Genomic DNA, 16,318 nt, shown 5'->3' with positions numbered 1-16,318 from the left:
TCAGCTTGAGGCATGTGCTGTCCCGGCAGAAGCGCTGACAGCCAGGCCTCAAGCCTCGCGCAACACCGCCAGCGGGCTGGCATTCAACGCCCGCCGTGTTCCCAGTACTCCAGCACCACCCACCAGCAGTGCCCCCGTCAGCGGCAACACCAGCAGCCACGGGTGCGGGCTCCACTGCAAGTCGAAGGCATAGCGGTACAGCACCCAGGTAATCAGTTCGCAGCCCACGGCCGCCAATAGCCCGCTGGCCGCACCCAGCAGGCCGAACTCGATACGCCGGGCCTTGACCAGCAACGGCCGCGCCGCGCCCAGTGCGCGCAACAGTGCGCCTTGGCGAATACGCTCGTCCAGCGTGGCCTGCAAGCCAGCGAACAGCACGGCCAGTCCGGCGGCCAGCACGAACAGCAGCACATACTCCACCGCCAGGGTGACCTGGGCGAGGATGCTGCGCAGCTGGTCGAGCAAGGCATCCACCTGCAGGATGGTCACCGCCGGAAACGCCCGTGACAGCGCAACTACATCCAGGTCATGCCCCGGTGCCAGATAGAAGCTGGTCAGGTAAGTGGTCGGCAGCCCCTGCAGCGTGCCAGGCTGGAAGATCATGTAGAAGTTCGGCTGGAAGCTGTCCCAATGCACGTTGCGCAGGCTGCTCACGCGGGCCTGGCGCTGCTGGCCGCCAATATCGAACGTCAGCAGGTCGCCCATTTGCAGTTTCAGGCTGCTGGCCAGTTGCGCTTCCACCGAAACTCCGGGGATGTCGTTGTCGGCTGGCAAGGCTTGCCACCAGCTGCCGGCGCTCAACACATTGCCTTCGGGCAACTCGGCGGCCCAGGTCAGGCTGAGGTCGCGCTGCACGGCGCGCTCGCCTGCCGAGTCCTTGCTGACCACCTGCTGTACTGGTTTTTCATTGATTTGCACCAGGCGCCCGGGTGTCACCGGGTACAGCGGTGCCGAAGCGGCATTGACCTGGTGCAGGCGTTGAGCGAACAACTCTCGGTCATCCGGCAGGATGTTCAGGGCAAAGTGATTAGGCGCATCCTTGGGTAGCTGTGCTTGCCAGGTATCGAGCAGCTCTGCGCGCAGCAGGGCGACCAGGGCCATGGCCAGCAGTATCAGGCCGAAGGCCAAGGCCTGGCCTGCCGCAGCCATGGGGTGGCGTAATAGCTGGCCCAGCCCCAGGCGCCAGGTGAGTGGCGCGCCGGCCAGCAGCTGGCGCAGGCTGCGCAAACCGAGCAACAGCAGGCCGCCGAGCAGAAGCGCAGCGACCAGGCCGCCACCGAGCAGGGCAAAGGTGAGCAGCAGGTCGAGGCTCAGGCGCCACATGATCAGGCCCAGGGCGAGCAGGGCGGCGCCGTACACCAGCCAACTGCTCGCAGGTATGGGCAGCAGGTCACGGCGCAGCACGCGAAGTGGCGGCACTTGGCCCAGCGCTGCGATCGGCGGCAGGGCGAAGCCAGCCAGTGCCACCAGCCCGGTACCGATACCTGCCAGCGCTGGAATGATGCCGCCGGCGGGCACCACGCTCGGCAGCAAGCCGTGCAGCAGACGGAACAGGCCCAGCTGAGCCAGCCAGCCGAGCAAGGCGCCGGCCAGGGCAGCGACCAGCCCGAGCATGGCGAGTTGCAGGCAATACAGACCCAACGCCTGGTGGCGCGACAGCCCCAGGCAGCGCAGCAGGGCGCTGGCGTCCAGTCGGCGTGCAGCATAGCGGCTGGCCGACAGAGCCACGGCTACGCCTGCCAGCAGCACAGCCACAAGACTGGCCATGTTCAGGTAGCGTTCGGCTTTGCCCAGTGCGCCGCCGATCTGTTGGTTGCCATCGCGGGTGTCACGCAGGCGCTGGTTGGCGGCCAGGTCTTTTTCCACGGTGTGGCGGTACTGCGCCAGCGCCTCGGCATCGCCGCGCCACAGGTCGCGGTAAGTGACCCGGCTGCCCGGCTGGATCACTCCGGTGGCTTCCAGGTCGGCCAGGTTCATCATCACGCGCGGGGTAAGGCTGTAGAAGTTGTTGGCGCGGTCCGGTTCGTAGGTAAGCACACGGCTCATCCGCAGGGTTTTCATGCCCACGTCGATGCTGTCGCCGATCGCCAGCCCCAGTGCCGCCAATAGCCGAGGTTCGACCCACACCTCGCCAGGGGCAGGGCCGCCGCCGGGCGTCTCTTCGGCATAGGGGGCCGGAGCGCTGCGTACTTGCCCGCGCAATGGGTAGGCGCCGTCGGCGGCCTTTACGCTGGACAGCTGGATGCCATTGTCGCCGCCGACCACGCTGGTGAACTCGACCACGTGTGCATGGCGCAAGCCCAGTGCCTTGCCGGCATCGAGCTGTTGTTCGCGGGCCGGGGCACTGCCCTGCAGTACCAGATCGGCGCCAAGGAACTCGCTGGCGCGCAGCTGCATGGCGCCGTTGAGGCGGGCGCCGAAATAGCCGATAGCGGTGCTGGCGGCTACCGCTACCAACAGGGCGAAGAACAGCACGCGCACTTCACTGGCGCGAACATCACGCAGCAACTGGCGCAGTGCCAGGCCGCCCAGACGGGACAGCGGCATATGGCTCACCGGGCCTCCATCGGCGCCACGAGGCGGCCCGCGTCCAGGCGGATCTGGCGCCGGCAGCGGCGGGCCAGGCGTTCGTCATGGGTGACCAGCACCAAGGTAGTGCCGCGCTCCTTGTTCAGCTCGAACAACAAGTCGCTGATGCGCTCGCCGGTGTGGCTGTCGAGGTTGCCGGTGGGCTCATCGGCGAACAGCACCGCAGGCTGCGCGGCGAAGGCGCGGGCAATTGCCACGCGCTGCTGCTCGCCGCCCGACAGCTGCCGGGGTGTGTGGCTCAGGCGCTTGCCCAGGCCGACCCGTTCCAGCAAGGTACGAGCCTGTTCGCGGGCGTCGCGGCGGCCGTCCAGCTCCAGCGGCAGCATGACATTTTCCAGGGCATTGAGGCTGTCGAGCAGCTGGAACGACTGGAACACGAAGCCCACATGTTCGGCGCGCACACGGGCGCGTTGGTCTTCATCCAGTGGCCCCAGATCGTGGCCGGCGAGCATGACTTTGCCAGCGCTGGGGCGGTCGAGGCCGGCGAGCAAGCCGAGCAGGGTCGACTTGCCAGAGCCGGAGGCGCCGACGATGGCCAGGCTGTCGCCTTGGGCCAGGTCGAGAGACAGTGCGTGGAGGATGGTAAGGTCTCCTTCCGCGCTGGGGACCACTTTGCTAAGGTTCTGCGCAACGAGAATGCTGGGGCTCATGGAGAATCCGATGCGAGTGTGGTGGTTGAGTGCCGGTCTGGCCCTGTATTGCCTGGCCCAGAGCGCAGCGGCAGGAACACTGCTGGTTGTTGGCGATAGTATCAGCGCCGGTTTTGGCCTGGATAGCCGCCAGGGCTGGGTGTCTCTCTTGCAGGCCCGCCTCAGGGACGAAGGTTTTGACGACAAAGTGGTCAATGCTTCGATCAGTGGCGACACCAGCGCAGGCGGCCAGGCGCGGCTGCCGGCGCTGCTTGCAGCACATAAACCGAGCCTGGTGGTGTTGGAGCTGGGCGGCAACGATGGCCTGCGCGGGCAGTCACCTGCTCAATTGCAACAAAATCTTGCCTCGATGATCGAGCGCTCGCGTCAGGCAGGGGCCAAGGTGCTGCTATTGGGCATGCGCCTGCCGCCCAATTATGGTGTGCGTTACACCACTGCCTTTGCCAAGGTGTATGAACAGCTGGCAGCGGACAAACAGGTTCCTTTGGTGCCGTTTTTCCTCGAAGGGGTAGGGGGTGTACCCGAGCTGATGCAGGCTGATGGCATCCATCCGGCCCAGGGTGCCCAGCAGCGCCTGCTGGAAAATGCCTGGCCAGCGATAAAACCCTTGCTGTGAAGCTTTAAACGGGGGCGCCTTTCGGCTAATGTTGCGCCCCCCGTTTCGAGTGCTCCAAATGCCGCGCCCTGCCTGGTCCCTGTATGCCTATCAACTGATCGAGCCCGACGAACAGCTCGACTTGTTCGCCTGCCAGGAAATCCGCGTCCACCTCGTGGCCCGCCAGCTTGAGTTGGGCGTGCCGGTCGACCGTACCTTGTGCGGCGGCCTGCTGCCAGCCCAGCCACGTTGGTCGGGGGTGTCGCGATCGATCTATCGCGATGGCCGCCTGTGTGAGCTGTGTCGTGCCATCCTCGATGCCCAGCGACGTGGCATGCGCCCGGTGTGGCCAGAGCTGCACGGCAGCTGAACGACAGGCGCCTTTCATCATCTGAAACGTTTGCAACGTGCCAATGCCTCCCGCTTGCATCGGCGCGGGTGTACAATCGATTCTCTTGACCCACCTTTCGAAGGATTTACCGGATGTTGCCGCGCTTTCCTGCAGTCACCCGTAGCCTGTCCCTGGCCGCCCTGTTGGTAGCGGGCCCCGCTGCTGCGCTGGAGCTGCCACTGCCACCGCCCGGTGAAGACATCGTCGGCCAGGTGCATGTGATCAAGGCAAAGTACGAGGACACGTTCGCCGATATCGGCACCGCAAACGACCTCGGCTACCTGGAAATGATCGCCGCCAACCCGGGCGTAGACCCTTGGCTGCCGGGCGCTGGCACCGAGATCATCCTGCCGACCCGTTTCGTCCTGCCGCCGGGCCCGCGCGAAGGCATCGTCATCAATCTGGCCGAGTACCGTTTGTACTACTTCCCTAAGGGGCAGAGCGTGGTGTACACCTTCCCGCTGGGGATTGGTCGCGAGGGGTGGGGGTCGCCGATTGCCAACACCAAGATCACCGCCAAGACGCCGAACCCGACCTGGACGCCGCCCGCTTCGATTCGCAAAGAGCACGCAGCGGACGGTGACATCCTGCCGACTGTGGTGCCGGCTGGCCCGGACAACCCGCTGGGGCCGTTCAAGTTCACCTTGGGCGTGCCAGGCTACCTGATCCATGGTTCGAACAAGAAGTTCGGCATTGGCATGCGCACCAGTCACGGCTGCTTCCGCATGTTCAACAATAACGTGCTTGAACTGTCGAAGATGGTGCCGGTGGGGACTCCGGTGCGCATCATCAACGAGCCTTACAAGTTCGGTATCAGTGGCGGCAAGGTCTATCTTGAGGCACACACGCCGCTGGATGACCAGGGTAACCCGTCAGTTGTCGACAAACACACCGCCGTTATCAATACCTTGCTCAAGCGCGAAGACCTGGCCAATAACCTACGCATGAACTGGGACATGGTGCGTGACGTGGTGGCCGCAGAAGATGGTATGCCGGTAGAAATTGCCGTGCCGGTGGAAAACCAGGGCGGCGCACCGATGGTTACGAGCATTCCGCCCGAACTGCAGTAAGGTAAATTCGACCCAGGCCTGCCTTAGTGCAGGCCTTTTCGTACCTGCTGGCCGCATTTTCGGTTTCAAAGGCAATAAAAAAGCCGACCCACAAGTGGGTCGGCTTCTTAACAATCCGTGAGGATTATTACTTGCGGCTGGCTTTGTCCAGCATACGCAGAGCGCGCTCGTTGGCTTCGTCAGCGGTCTGCTGAGCCTTCTGAGCGGCTGCCATTGCGTCGTCAGCCTTACGGTAGGCTTCGTCAGCACGAGCTTGAGCGCGAGCTGCTGCGTCTTCAGTCGCAGTCAGACGAGCTTCGGTTTCTTTGGATACGCTGCTGCAACCGGTAGCCAGAACTGCGGCCAGAGCCAGAGCAGAGAATTTCAGAACGTTGTTCATCGTGTTCCCCTTCAAGGACTTTCTATTAAAGAGCCATCTCTCAGGAAAGAGAAACTGGCCGGCGTACATAGTACCCATTACTTGTAGTAAGTAAACTGACAGAGCGCAAGAACTGCAAAAAAAATGTTGCTTGACCCCGCGCCGACAAGATTTGCGACGTGTCTGTGAAAAAAATGTGCAGGCTTCGCAAGCGGTTGTAGTGCAGGAACTTTTTTGTTGAACTAAGGGTGACTTTAACTGTCGATCAGCGTCTTAAGCGCTAGAGCATCCGGTGGCTGTTGGGCTGGCTTGGGAAAGTCACGCCGGGCGGCGTTTTGATCATTTTTAACCGCCACCACCTTGAGCAATCCCGCTTGCGGTGCCTACTATCTTGTGAGCGTCAGAGGATCCAGGCGATTACAATCGTCCAATGGTCGAAGCGGAAACAGGTGGCGTAGAGGATTCTGTGCCGGATAAACCACCATCGGTTAAGGTAAGGGTCTGCCGAGAAGACCTGCGAGGAGTAGTGATGAGCGAAGCGCTGACCATCCACCATGACCAGGCCGGTCATCAGTTCGAGACCAACGTGGACGGTCATCGTGCCTATCTGACGTACATGGATCTGGGCAAGCAGACGCTGGACATCTATCGCACCTTCGTGCCCAACGCCCTGCGCGGCCGCGGGATTGCTGCCGCGCTGACCGAGCGCGCCCTGGAGTACGCCGAGCAGATGGGTTACACGGTGATCCCGTCTTGCTCGTATGTGGAGCGTTACATGGAGCGCCAACAGCGGCATTCGAGCAAGGCTTGAGCTGACGACTGGGCGCCAGGCACAACAAAAAACGCCGGGCAATGCCCGGCGTTTTTGTTCGCGCAATATTTAGCTGCGCTTACGCTTCGGCAGCACATCCTTGAGCTTGGCATGCATGCTGCGCAGGGTTTTCTCGGTAGCCGCCCAGTCGATGCAGGCGTCCGTGATCGACACCCCGTACTGCAACTCGTCGAGGTTTTTCGGAATCGACTGGCAACCCCAGTTCAGGTGGCTTTCGACCATCAGGCCGATGATCGACTGGTTGCCTTCGAGGATCTGGTTGGCGACGTTCTCCATCACCAGCGGTTGCAAGGCCGGGTCCTTGTTGGAGTTGGCATGGCTGCAGTCGACCATGATGTTGGCCTTGATCTTGGCCTTGGCCAGGTCCTGTTCGCACAGGGCGACGCTGACCGAGTCGTAGTTCGGCTTGCCATTGCCGCCGCGCAGTACCACGTGGCCGTATGGGTTGCCCTTGGTGGTGACGATCGACACGCCGCCTTCCTGGTTGATGCCCAGGAAGCGGTGCGGCTTGGACACCGACTGCAGGGCATTGATGGCAACGGTCAAGCCGCCGTCGGTGCCGTTTTTGAAACCCACCGCCGAGGACAGGCCCGATGCCATCTCGCGGTGTGTTTGCGATTCGGTGGTGCGGGCGCCGATGGCCGACCAGCTGATCAGGTCTTGCAGGTACTGCGGGGAAATCGGGTCGAGCGCTTCGGTGGCGGTCGGCAGGCCCATTTCGGCCAGGTCCAGCAGCAGCTTGCGGCCGATGTGCAGGCCGTCCTGGATCTTGAACGAGTCATCCAGGTACGGGTCGTTGATCAGGCCTTTCCAGCCGACGGTGGTACGCGGTTTTTCGAAGTACACGCGCATGACCAGGTACAGCGTATCGGACACTTCTTCGGCCAGCACTTTCAGGCGCTCGGCGTATTCGTGGGCAGCCTTGATGTCGTGGATGGAGCAAGGGCCGATCACGACAAACAGGCGATGGTCCTTGCCGTCGAGAATATTGCGCACCACTTCACGGCCGGCAGTCACGGTCTGCAGGGCCTTGGCGCTGAGGGGGATTTCCTTCTTGAGCTGATCAGGGGTGATCAGGGTCTCGTTGGAGGCAACGTTCAAGTCATCGATCGGTAAATCAGCCATCGTGTTACTCGTCAGGTCACGGTGCCGGCCGCCAACTATCCCCGTGCGGCCCAGCAGCAAGAATAATCGCAGCGGGGAGCCGAACCTTAGCGCGTTACAGATGGCACGACAATGGGCTTAGCCCAGTCATTGTGGGGTTTTTACCTGAGCAAGGGTGTTGCGCGGGAATGGACTGCCCAGCGCTACGTAACCTGTGTAAAAAGAGAGCTGACTATATACCTGGAGATTGGCATGCATTCGCACACCCCTCGCATCGGCATCATCGGCAGTGGCGCCATCGGTGGCTTTTATGGGTTGATGCTGGCCCGGGCCGGTTTCGATGTGCATTTTCTGCTGCGCAGCGAGTATCAGGCCGTTTGTGAACAAGGGCTGAGCCTGGACAGTGCCGTGCATGGCGCACTGCAGATGAGGGTGCCGGCTTATGCCAGTGCCGCCGACATGCCGCCCTGTGACTGGCTCCTGATCGGGGCCAAGGCCACCAGCAACGAGCAGTTGGCACCGTTGATCGTCCAGGCCGCTGCGCCCGGCGCCAAGGTGGTGCTGTTGCAGAACGGCCTGGGGGTAGAGGAGCAGTTGCGTCCAGCCTTGCGTAGCGACATGCACCTGCTCGGCGGCCTGTGCTTCATCTGCGTCAACCGCGAGGCACCAGGTGTCATCCGTCACCAGGCTTTGGGTGCGGTCAATCTGGGGTATCACAGCGGGCCGGCCAGCGATTGCGGGGTCGCGCTGGTGAATGAGGGCGCTGGGTTGTTCCGGGCGGCGGGGATCGACTCGCAGGCCATGCCGAACCTGGCCTTGGCGCGCTGGCAGAAGCTGGTGTGGAACGTGCCTTACAACGGGCTGTCGGTGCTGCTGGGGGCCAGCACCACACCACTGATGGCCGACAGCAATACCCGCGCGTTGATACAGGCCTTGATGGCCGAGGTGGTGCAGGGCGCGGCAGCTTGTGGCCATGTGCTGCCCGAGGGCTATGCCGAGCACTTGTTCCAGGTGACTGAGCGCATGCCCGACTACTGGCCGAGCATGTATCACGACCACACCCACAAACGCCCGTTGGAGCTGGGGGCCATCTATGCCGAGCCGCTGGCACGCGCACGGGCGGCAGGCTGCAGCCTGCCGCGCGTTGAGATGCTGTGCCAGGCGCTGAGTTTCATAGACCGCAGCAACCGGCCTGCCTGAAGGTGGTGGAGGCTTCGGCGGGGCCCTGCAGCCCACGGCAGCAGCGCGCCGGACGGCAAAGCGAGCGTCCGGCACGCTGCTAAGCTGAAGCTTGCTCTGCCGCTGCGGCAGTCGAGGAGGTCGAATGATCCGCTCCATGCTGTACGCCACCGACCTCGGTGTCTACGCCCCTTTCGTGATGCAACACGCGCTGGCCCTGGCGCGCACGTTCAGTGCCGAGTTGTATGTAATACACGCGGTAGAGCCGATGGGCCAGTTCGCCGAATCCCTCCTGCAAAGTTACCTCGATGAGCAGACGCTCGACCAGTTGCACAGCCAGGGGGTGAATACCGTGATGGCGAACATAGAGCAGCGTGTGCTGGAAAACTTTCGTGACGAGTTGGGCGAAGAGGCTGACCTGGCGGTGATCAAGGCCGTGCGGGTGCGGCAGGGTGACCCGGCACAGGTGATTCTCGACCAGGCCCAGCGGCTAAGTGTCGACCTGTTGATATTCGGTAGCCACAGTGCGGGTGCCGGGGTGGATGTACCGCTGGGGCGCACGGCGGTGCGGCTGCTGCAGCTGTCGCCGGTGCCCGTGTACATGGTGCCCTTGGCGCAGCATCTAGGGCGTAGGAAGGCATGAAGATAGGTGTAGGCCGTTTCCGTGGGCATGTAACAAAATAGTTCTAGATTTATTTCAGAAACCACTAATATAGTTATATATCGTCGCTGCCTGCTGCTGCGGACTCATCGCTGAACCGAGGGAAACCTATGAAGCTTCAACAACTGCGCTACATCTGGGAAGTGGCGCACCATGACCTCAACGTCTCCGCGACGGCGCAGAGCCTGTATACCTCCCAGCCAGGGATCAGCAAGCAGATCCGCCTGCTCGAAGACGAGTTGGGTGTTGAAGTCTTTGCCCGCAGCGGCAAGCATTTGACCCGCGTTACCCCGGCCGGTGAGCGCATCATCAATACCGCAGGCGAAATCCTGCGCAAGGTCGAGAGCATCAAGCAGATTGCCCAGGAATTCTCCAACGAGAAGAAGGGCACACTGTCCATCGCCACCACCCACACCCAGGCGCGCTATGCGTTGCCGCCGGTTATCAGCAGCTTCATCAAGCAGTATCCGGAAGTGTCCCTGCACATGCACCAGGGTTCGCCCATGCAGATTGCCGAGATGGCTGCGGACGGTACGGTCGACTTCGCCATCGCTACCGAGGCGCTGGAGCTGTTTGGCGACCTGATCATGATGCCGTGCTACAAGTGGAACCGTTGCGTCGTGGTGCCACAAGGCCACCCGCTGGCCAAGCTGCCGAAATTGACCCTGGAAGCAGTCGCCGAATACCCGATTGTCACCTACGTGTTCGGCTTCACCGGGCGCTCGAAGCTGGATGAGGCTTTCAATCACCGCGGCCTCACGCCAAAGGTAGTCTTCACCGCGGCTGACGCCGACGTGATCAAGACTTATGTACGCCTGGGGCTGGGCGTGGGTATCGTTGCCGGCATGGCTGTGGATGCCAAGCTCGACAGTGATTTGGTGGCGCTGGATGCCAGTGAGCTGTTCGAAGCCAGTATCACCAAGATCGGCTTCCGTCGCGGTACCTTCCTGCGTGGCTTCATGTGCGACTTCATCGAGAAGTTTGCCCCGCACCTGACCCGTGAAGTGATGGCCAAGGCCATTCAGTGCCATAACAAGCAAGAGCTGGAAGAATTGTTCGAAGGCGTCGAGCTGCCGGTGCACTGATTCGGGAATGATGGGGCCGCTTTGGGAGTAACTGCCTACCTCAATTTCTAAAAGCTGGCGCGATCTCTGTGGGAGCGGGCTTGCCCGCGAATACGGGCGAAGCCCCTGCCATCCACCGCGGTGTCTTCTTCGCGGGTAAACCCGCTCCTACAGACCGCCAGGACTAGCTCAAGCCTTGCTGATCAGGTTGCCCGCATGCAACCCGCATTCCTTCTGCGTCGACTCCTCCCACCACCAGCGGCCTTCACGCTCATGCTGGTTCGGCAGCACCGGGCGGGTGCACGGCTCGCAGCCAATGCTGATGAAACCGCGCTCGTGCAGGCTGTTGTACGGTAGCTCGAGCATGCGGATATAACCCCATACCTCTTCACTGCTCATCTGTGCCAGCGGGTTGAACTTGTACAGCGTGCGCTCAGGCGTGGAGAAGGCGCTGTCGATCTCCAGTGCCGCCACCTGGCTGCGGGTGCCCGGGCTTTGGTCGCGGCGCTGGCCGGTGGCCCAGGCGCTGACGGTGGCCAGCTTGCGTCGCAGTGGCTCGATCTTGCGAATGCCGCAGCACTCACCATGGCCGTCCTTGTAGAAGCTGAACAGGCCCTTTTCCTTGACGAAAGGGTCGAGCTTGGCGCGGTCTGGGCTTAGGATCTCGATCGGCAGGTTGTACTGTTCGCGTACCTGGTCGATGAACCGGTAGGTCTCCGGGTGCAGGCGCCCAGTGTCGAGGCTGAATACCTTTACCTGCTTGTTCAGCTTCCAGGCCATGTCGACCAGCACCACATCCTCGGCGCCGCTGAAGGAAATCCACAAGTCATCACCGAAGTGCTCGAAGGCAAGCTTGAGAATGTCCTGCGGGGACTTGTTGGCATAGGTCGCGGCGAGGGCGGCGACGTCGAAGGGTTGGCTCATCAGGCGGTTTCCATCTTGGCTGTGGCGCTGTGCGCTCGTAGTAGGGGGATGGTAACAAAAAAATGCGGTCTGGAAGGGCTCACAAGCCCTGCAGGGTCTGCATCAGCACCCGCACTTTGGCTATCGACTCTTCATACTCGGCCTGCCATTGCGAGTCGGCTACCACCGCGCCGCCGCCCCAGCAACTGACCTGGCCATCTTTGATCAGCAAGCTGCGAATGGCGATCGAACTGTCCATCTCGCCGCGTACATCCACATACAGCAGCGAGCCGCAGTACAGTGCGCGGCGCGATGGTTCCAGTTCGTCGATGATCTGCATGGCGCGAATTTTCGGTGCGCCGGTGATCGAGCCGCCCGGGAAGCTGTCACCGATCAGGTCCAGCGCATCCTTGTCGCTGGCCAGCTGACCGGTGATGCTGCTGACCAGATGGTGCACGTTGGGGTAACTCTCCAGGCTGAACAGTTCCGGCACCTTCACTGAGCCGATCTCACACGTGCGCCCCAGGTCGTTGCGCAGCAGGTCGACGATCATCAGGTTTTCCGAACGGTCCTTCGGGCTGTGCAGCAGCTCTTGGGCATTACGCTCGTCTTCAGCCGGGTCGCTGGCGCGTGGGCGGGTGCCTTTGATCGGCCGGGTTTCCACCTGGCCTTGGCTGACGCGGATGAAGCGCTCGGGCGAAAAGCTCAGCAGGGTACTGCCGTCGGCCAGTTGCTGGTAGCCGGAGAAGGGTGTCGGGCAGGCTTGGCGCAGGGCCTGGTAAGCCCGCCATGGATCGCCTTGGCAGGGCGCGCGAAAGCGTTGGGTGAGGTTGATCTGGTAGCAGTCACCGGCCTGAATGTAGCGTTGTACCTGGTCGAACGCTGTTTTGTACTGCTCGGGCTCCAGGTCGCCGACCATCGGTGCGAGCAGCCGAAAGTCGCCGGTGGTGGCGCTGGTATTCTGGAACAGGCTGATCAGGCGTTCGCGTTCGTCACCTGCCAGGCTCGGATGGAACACCAGCTGGCTGGTGCCAAGCAGATGATCACTGACCAGTGCCCAGGCATACAGCCCCAGTTGTGCGTCAGGCAGGCCGAGGTCGTCCACGGCCAGGCTTGGCAGGTGTTCCAGGCGGCGGCCGAAGTCGTAGCTCAGGTAGCCGATCAGGCCGCCGGCGAAGGGCAGTTCTACACCGTTGGGCAAGTTGGCGTGGCCCAGTTGTGCCAGGCCAGCGCGCAGGCGCTGGAGGAAGGCGCGGCCATCTTCATCGGGCTGCGCCTTCAGGTGTTGCAGCGGCCAAGCGCTTATCAGGTCGAAACGACCGCGCTCGGCGCCGGGGCGGGCGCTGTCGAGCAGGATCGCACCGGGTGCCTGGCGCAGGTGGGCGAAATAGGCGGCAGGGTCGGGCTGGTAGGGCAGGGGGTGTAGCGTGCAGGTCGGCATCAGTATGGACGGCGATGTAAAAGCGAGGAGGGCGATTGTAGACCTGTGCAGGAAAAGCGCCTAGCGCTGGGTACGACATTCAACATTGTGTTTGGCCCGTACGCAGCACAAGGTAGCGCCTGCAGGTCGAGCGAAGCGCTTGAACCCGGTGCAGTGCTTGCAGGCGCTACCTTGTGCTGCGATGGGCTGCAAAGCAGCCCTGTATTTCAGCGGTTAGGCACATGCCCGAACAGACCCTGTGCTACCCGCACCCGCTGTTCGGCGTCTTCGGTCACACCGTCCTTGGCCAGTGCTTCGATGTGCGCCTCGATGGCATGGGTGCGCTGCGTCAGGCCGCAATCGTTGGCGATCTGGATGTTCAGCCCCGGGCGGGCGTTGAGCTCCAGAATCAGCGGGCCCTTGTCCTGGTCAAGCACCATATCCACGCCGATATAGCCCAGGCCACACAGTTCATAGCAGCCAGCGGCCAGCTTCATGAAACCGTCCCAGTTCGGCAGTTGTACGCTGTCGACCGCGTTGGTGGTGTCCGGGTGCTTGCTGATGATGTTGTTCAGCCAGGTGCCGCGCAGGGTCACGCCGGTGGCCAGGTCGACACCCACGCCGATGGCGCCCTGGTGCAGGTTGGCCTTGCCGCCGGACTGGCGAGTCGGCAGGCGCAGCATGGCCATCACCGGGTAGCCCATCAGCACGATGATGCGGATGTCCGGCACGCCTTCGTAACTGATGCTCTTGAATATCTGGTCCGGGGTCACGCGGTACTCGATCAGCGCGCGGTCGCGGTGCCCGCCGAGGGAGTAAAGCCCGGTGAGGATGCTGGAAATCTGGTGCTCGATTTCCTCGTGGCTGATGATCTTGCCCGACACCGTGCGGTAGCGGTCCTCGAAGCGGTCGGCGATTACCAGAATGCCATCACCGCCGGCGCCTTGCGCCGGCTTGATGACGAAATCGCTGCGCCCGCCAATGATCTGGTCGAGCTTCTCGATCTCTTTTTCAGTCTCGATGATGCCGTACATTTCCGGCACATGGATGCCGGCTGCCAGTGCGCGCTCCTTGGTGATGATCTTGTCGTCGACGATCGGGTACAGGCTGCGCTTGTTGTACTTCAGCACGTAGTCCGCGTTACGTCGGTTGATCCCCATGATGCCCCGGGCCTCCAGGGCTTTCCACGTCTTGATCAGACCAAACATCAGGAGTCAGCCTTATTCAGGAAGGCTTTGAAGCGCACGAGCTCGGTCAGGCGGTAGCCGCGATAGCGGCCCATCGCCAGCATGAAGCCCACCAGGATCAGCAGCACCGCCGGGAAGGTGAACACGAAGTACACCAGTTCCGGCACCATCATCAGCAGGTGTGCCAGGGATGCTGCGAACAGGGTGCCGATGGCCACTTTCATGGCATGGCCGCCACCACGCTCTTCCCAGGTGATCGACAGGCGTTCGATGGTCATGGTCAGGATCACCATCGGGAACAGCGCTACCGACAGCCCGCGTTCAAGGCCCAGCTTGTGGCTGAACAGACTGATGGCGGCAATCAGCACCACGACAAAGGTCAATACCACCGACAGGCGTGGCAGCATCTGCAGCTTGAGGTGTTCCAGATACGAGCGCAGCGACAGGCCCAGGGCAGTGATCACTGTGAACAGCACAATACCGAAGCCCAGCTGGGTTTCGCGGAACGCCAGGGCGATCAGCACCGGGGTGAATGTGCCCAGTGTCTGGATGCCGATCAGGTTGCGCAGCACCAGAATCACCAGCACGCCGATCGGGATCATGACCATGATCATGAAGGTTTGCTGGGTTTGCAGCGGCAGGCCGTACAACGAGTATTCGAGGAAGTCGGCGTCGGTGTTCTCGTCGGTCAGCTTGGCCAGGCGGATGGCGTTCATCTCGCTGTTGTTCATGCTGAAGGTGACGTTGGCCTTCTTGCCGCCATCGACGGTAATGAGGTTGTCGTCACCGGTCCACCACAGCAGGCGGTCGCTCGGCAGGCCTTGCTCACCGGTGTCCGGGTTGAAGTACAGCCAGTCGTCGCCGTTGAAGCTGCGCAGCCACAGCTCCGGGGTTTGCGGGGTGTCGGCCAGCAGGCGGATGGTGTGCACTTTCTCCATCGGCACGTGGGCGATCGACAGCAGCAGGTCGATGACCTGGGCCTTCTTCATCGCCGAAGTGTCGCCGGCCAGCAGCAGCTTGACGTTGTCGTCGTTGAGGTTGTTGACCCGTTTGATGGTCTCGCTGACGAAGGTCTCGACGTCGGCCGAGTGCTGACGTATAGGCGCCATCAGGGCTTCGGCGGCGATCTTTTCGGGGCCTTCGACGGCCAGGCTGTCGCGGAAAGTCGGGCCTTTGACCTTGGTCTTCTCGCTGCTATAGCGTTTGGTCAGTACCAGGCGGTAGTAGAGGGTCTGGTTGCCGCTGGCACGACGTGCCGACCAGGTAACCTTGCGGTTGCCGTCGGCACGGTTGATGCTCACCCCGTAGTTGTTGGAGATGAAGCTCTCGTTGAGGCTGACATAGTCGCGGTTCAGCGGTGGCACGAACATCTGCACCTTGACCGGGTCCTTGCTGTTGGCCACGAACTCGACCTTGGCGTCGATGTTCCACAGGTCGTCGGTTTCGTCCTCGGTCACCGGGATGCCGAGCACGAAGATCTGATAAGCCGTGACCGCCACGCCCAATAGCACCAGCACGGTGATCAGGACTTTCAGATGGAGGGTAAGAGAGCGCATCGGGATTACTCTGCTTTGGGAGCGTCGGTGGCACAGGCAGGTTTGCCGGCCGCGTATTTAAGGCTTGGGTCAACCAGTGCATCGAAGTGCTTGAGCGCCTCGGAGCCGATCAGCAGCGGGAACTGGAAGGCGCTGCGGTCGGTGAGGTTGACTTCGATGGTGCGCCTGGCCTGGCCCATGCAGATTTCGAGTTCGATGACCGGGCGGGCCGTGTACGCCTTGCCCGATTCGGCATCATAGTCGCCGGCTCGGCGCTTGATCTTGCTGACGCGTGCCAGTGGGCGTTCGATCGGGTGCGAATGGGCCGCATCGATGGCGAGGTAGAAGCGTACCCAGCTTTCGCCATTGCGCTTGAACCGCTTGATGTCGCGGGCACTGAGCGACGCGGTCTTGGCACCGGTGTCGAGCTTGGCGGCCACTTCCAGGTCCAGGTCGCCCAGATGCGCGTATTCGTTGAGACCATACACGGTCTTGCCCGCAGCCTGGCCAAGGGCCGGCAGCAGGGTGAGGCACAGCAGCAATAAAACGGGTGTAAGTCTCATATTCCTGGCGCGGTGCATTGCAAGGTTCTAGGCAAGGTTCAGGTCAAGGTGACTGGCAATTACTGCGCAAGCTTCCTCGTTTATCTGTCAGCAAGCATGAATGCATGACAGACAGGCTATCCATACCCCATCGGAGGCGCGGCATTCTATCACGCCGACGTCTTGACGCCAGCGGTGCGCGATCTGACAGCGTTGAAGTGGTGTTAGTTCGCGATTA

At 62.1% G+C, this 16,318-nt stretch carries 16 protein-coding genes; 7 read left to right on the top strand and 9 right to left on the bottom strand.

Going from position 1 to position 16,318, the window contains the following annotated elements:
- Positions 1-48: 48 nt before the first annotated feature.
- Together GST84_17035 and GST84_17030 are read right to left on the bottom strand one after the other, a co-directional pair.
- Complete coding sequence (locus GST84_17035) at positions 49-2,556, bottom strand: ABC transporter permease (protein ID XGB13944.1); 2,508 nt, start codon at positions 2,554-2,556, stop codon at positions 49-51.
- Positions 2,553-3,239: an ATP-binding cassette domain-containing protein gene (locus GST84_17030; GenBank protein XGB13943.1), complete on the bottom strand. Its 687-nt coding sequence runs from the start codon at positions 3,237-3,239 to the stop codon at positions 2,553-2,555. Before GST84_17030 ends, GST84_17035 begins: the two co-directional genes overlap by 4 nt.
- Between GST84_17030 and GST84_17025 the strand changes: the two genes are divergently transcribed.
- The 3 genes from GST84_17025 (at position 3,238) to GST84_17015 (ending at position 5,295) form a co-directional block, all read left to right on the top strand.
- A complete protein-coding gene (locus GST84_17025) occupies positions 3,238-3,855 on the top strand; it encodes an arylesterase (protein XGB13942.1) in 618 nt (205 codons plus the stop codon). The genes GST84_17030 and GST84_17025 overlap by 2 nt on opposite strands.
- A 58-nt stretch (positions 3,856-3,913) precedes the next feature.
- Positions 3,914-4,204: a hypothetical protein gene (locus tag GST84_17020; GenBank protein ID XGB13941.1), complete on the top strand. Its 291-nt coding sequence runs from the start codon at positions 3,914-3,916 to the stop codon at positions 4,202-4,204.
- Between the two features lie 113 nt (positions 4,205-4,317).
- Positions 4,318-5,295 (top strand): L,D-transpeptidase family protein, encoded by a 978-nt coding sequence (locus tag GST84_17015; GenBank protein ID XGB13940.1) that lies wholly within the window; start codon positions 4,318-4,320, stop codon positions 5,293-5,295.
- Between the two features lie 127 nt (positions 5,296-5,422).
- On the opposite strand, the gene GST84_17010 is transcribed toward GST84_17015, so the two are convergent.
- A complete protein-coding gene (locus tag GST84_17010; protein ID XGB13939.1) occupies positions 5,423-5,674 on the bottom strand; it encodes a hypothetical protein in 252 nt (83 codons plus the stop codon).
- Positions 5,675-6,182: 508 nt separating this feature from the next.
- On the opposite strand from GST84_17010, the gene GST84_17005 reads away from it, so the two are divergent.
- Positions 6,183-6,464, top strand: coding sequence for a GNAT family N-acetyltransferase (locus tag GST84_17005; GenBank protein ID XGB13938.1), 282 nt, complete (start codon positions 6,183-6,185; stop codon positions 6,462-6,464).
- Positions 6,465-6,533: 69 nt separating this feature from the next.
- On the opposite strand, the gene GST84_17000 is transcribed toward GST84_17005, so the two are convergent.
- A complete protein-coding gene (locus GST84_17000; protein ID XGB13937.1) occupies positions 6,534-7,610 on the bottom strand; it encodes a 3-deoxy-7-phosphoheptulonate synthase in 1,077 nt (358 codons plus the stop codon).
- 231 nt (positions 7,611-7,841) lie between these two features.
- Here GST84_17000 and GST84_16995 point away from each other — a divergent pair, with 231 nt between their 5' ends.
- The 3 genes from GST84_16995 (at position 7,842) to cysB (ending at position 10,514) form a co-directional block, all read left to right on the top strand.
- On the top strand, positions 7,842-8,789 hold the full coding sequence (locus GST84_16995; GenBank protein ID XGB13936.1) for a putative 2-dehydropantoate 2-reductase: 948 nt from the start codon (positions 7,842-7,844) through the stop codon (positions 8,787-8,789).
- Positions 8,790-8,913: 124 nt separating this feature from the next.
- Entirely contained in the window at positions 8,914-9,411 is a 498-nt protein-coding gene (locus GST84_16990; protein ID XGB13935.1) for a universal stress protein, read from the top strand.
- Between the two features lie 128 nt (positions 9,412-9,539).
- Entirely contained in the window at positions 9,540-10,514 is a 975-nt protein-coding gene (cysB, locus tag GST84_16985; GenBank protein ID XGB13934.1) for an HTH-type transcriptional regulator CysB, read from the top strand.
- Positions 10,515-10,682: 168 nt separating this feature from the next.
- Here cysB and GST84_16980 read toward each other — a convergent pair whose 3' ends face one another.
- The 5 genes from GST84_16980 to GST84_16960 form a co-directional block, all read right to left on the bottom strand.
- Positions 10,683-11,417, bottom strand: a complete 735-nt coding sequence (locus tag GST84_16980; protein XGB13933.1) for a phosphoadenylyl-sulfate reductase — start codon at positions 11,415-11,417, stop codon at positions 10,683-10,685.
- 79 nt (positions 11,418-11,496) lie between these two features.
- On the bottom strand, positions 11,497-12,837 hold the full coding sequence (gene pabB / locus GST84_16975) for an aminodeoxychorismate synthase component I (GenBank protein XGB13932.1): 1,341 nt from the start codon (positions 12,835-12,837) through the stop codon (positions 11,497-11,499).
- 206 nt (positions 12,838-13,043) lie between these two features.
- Complete coding sequence (locus GST84_16970; protein XGB13931.1) at positions 13,044-14,024, bottom strand: alpha-L-glutamate ligase-like protein; 981 nt, start codon at positions 14,022-14,024, stop codon at positions 13,044-13,046.
- A complete protein-coding gene (locus GST84_16965; GenBank protein ID XGB13930.1) occupies positions 14,024-15,559 on the bottom strand; it encodes a hypothetical protein in 1,536 nt (511 codons plus the stop codon). The genes GST84_16970 and GST84_16965 overlap by 1 nt, the downstream gene beginning before the upstream one ends.
- Positions 15,560-15,564: 5 nt before the next feature.
- The gene (locus tag GST84_16960; protein XGB13929.1) at positions 15,565-16,101 is read right to left on the bottom strand and encodes an ATP-dependent zinc protease; all 537 of its coding nucleotides are present in this window, start codon (positions 16,099-16,101) and stop codon (positions 15,565-15,567) included.
- Positions 16,102-16,318 lie beyond the last annotated feature (217 nt).

Source organism: Pseudomonas putida, from assembly GCA_041879295.1.
Taxonomy (GTDB): Bacteria; Pseudomonadota; Gammaproteobacteria; order Pseudomonadales; family Pseudomonadaceae; genus Aquipseudomonas; species Aquipseudomonas putida_Y.
Note: the sequence above shows the minus strand (reverse complement) of the source record. Positions and strands in the feature narration are given on the sequence as shown.

What these genes read in the sequence shown, in the direction of transcription:
- GST84_17025 (XGB13942.1), top strand. Translation starts at nt 3,238, where the DNA reads ATGGAGAATCCGATGCGAGTGTGGTGGTTGAGTGCCGGTCTGGCCCTG.
- GST84_17030 (XGB13943.1), bottom strand. Translation starts at nt 3,239, where the DNA reads ATGAGCCCCAGCATTCTCGTTGCGCAGAACCTTAGCAAAGTGGTCCCC.
- GST84_17020 (XGB13941.1), top strand. Translation starts at nt 3,914, where the DNA reads ATGCCGCGCCCTGCCTGGTCCCTGTATGCCTATCAACTGATCGAGCCC.
- GST84_17015 (XGB13940.1), top strand. Translation starts at nt 4,318, where the DNA reads ATGTTGCCGCGCTTTCCTGCAGTCACCCGTAGCCTGTCCCTGGCCGCC.
- GST84_17010 (XGB13939.1), bottom strand. Translation starts at nt 5,674, where the DNA reads ATGAACAACGTTCTGAAATTCTCTGCTCTGGCTCTGGCCGCAGTTCTG.
- GST84_17005 (XGB13938.1), top strand. Translation starts at nt 6,183, where the DNA reads ATGAGCGAAGCGCTGACCATCCACCATGACCAGGCCGGTCATCAGTTC.
- GST84_17000 (XGB13937.1), bottom strand. Translation starts at nt 7,610, where the DNA reads ATGGCTGATTTACCGATCGATGACTTGAACGTTGCCTCCAACGAGACC.
- GST84_16995 (XGB13936.1), top strand. Translation starts at nt 7,842, where the DNA reads ATGCATTCGCACACCCCTCGCATCGGCATCATCGGCAGTGGCGCCATC.
- GST84_16990 (XGB13935.1), top strand. Translation starts at nt 8,914, where the DNA reads ATGATCCGCTCCATGCTGTACGCCACCGACCTCGGTGTCTACGCCCCT.
- cysB (XGB13934.1), top strand. Translation starts at nt 9,540, where the DNA reads ATGAAGCTTCAACAACTGCGCTACATCTGGGAAGTGGCGCACCATGAC.
- GST84_16980 (XGB13933.1), bottom strand. Translation starts at nt 11,417, where the DNA reads ATGAGCCAACCCTTCGACGTCGCCGCCCTCGCCGCGACCTATGCCAAC.
- pabB (XGB13932.1), bottom strand. Translation starts at nt 12,837, where the DNA reads ATGCCGACCTGCACGCTACACCCCCTGCCCTACCAGCCCGACCCTGCC.
- GST84_16970 (XGB13931.1), bottom strand. Translation starts at nt 14,024, where the DNA reads ATGTTTGGTCTGATCAAGACGTGGAAAGCCCTGGAGGCCCGGGGCATC.
- GST84_16965 (XGB13930.1), bottom strand. Translation starts at nt 15,559, where the DNA reads ATGCGCTCTCTTACCCTCCATCTGAAAGTCCTGATCACCGTGCTGGTG.
- GST84_16960 (XGB13929.1), bottom strand. Translation starts at nt 16,101, where the DNA reads ATGAGACTTACACCCGTTTTATTGCTGCTGTGCCTCACCCTGCTGCCG.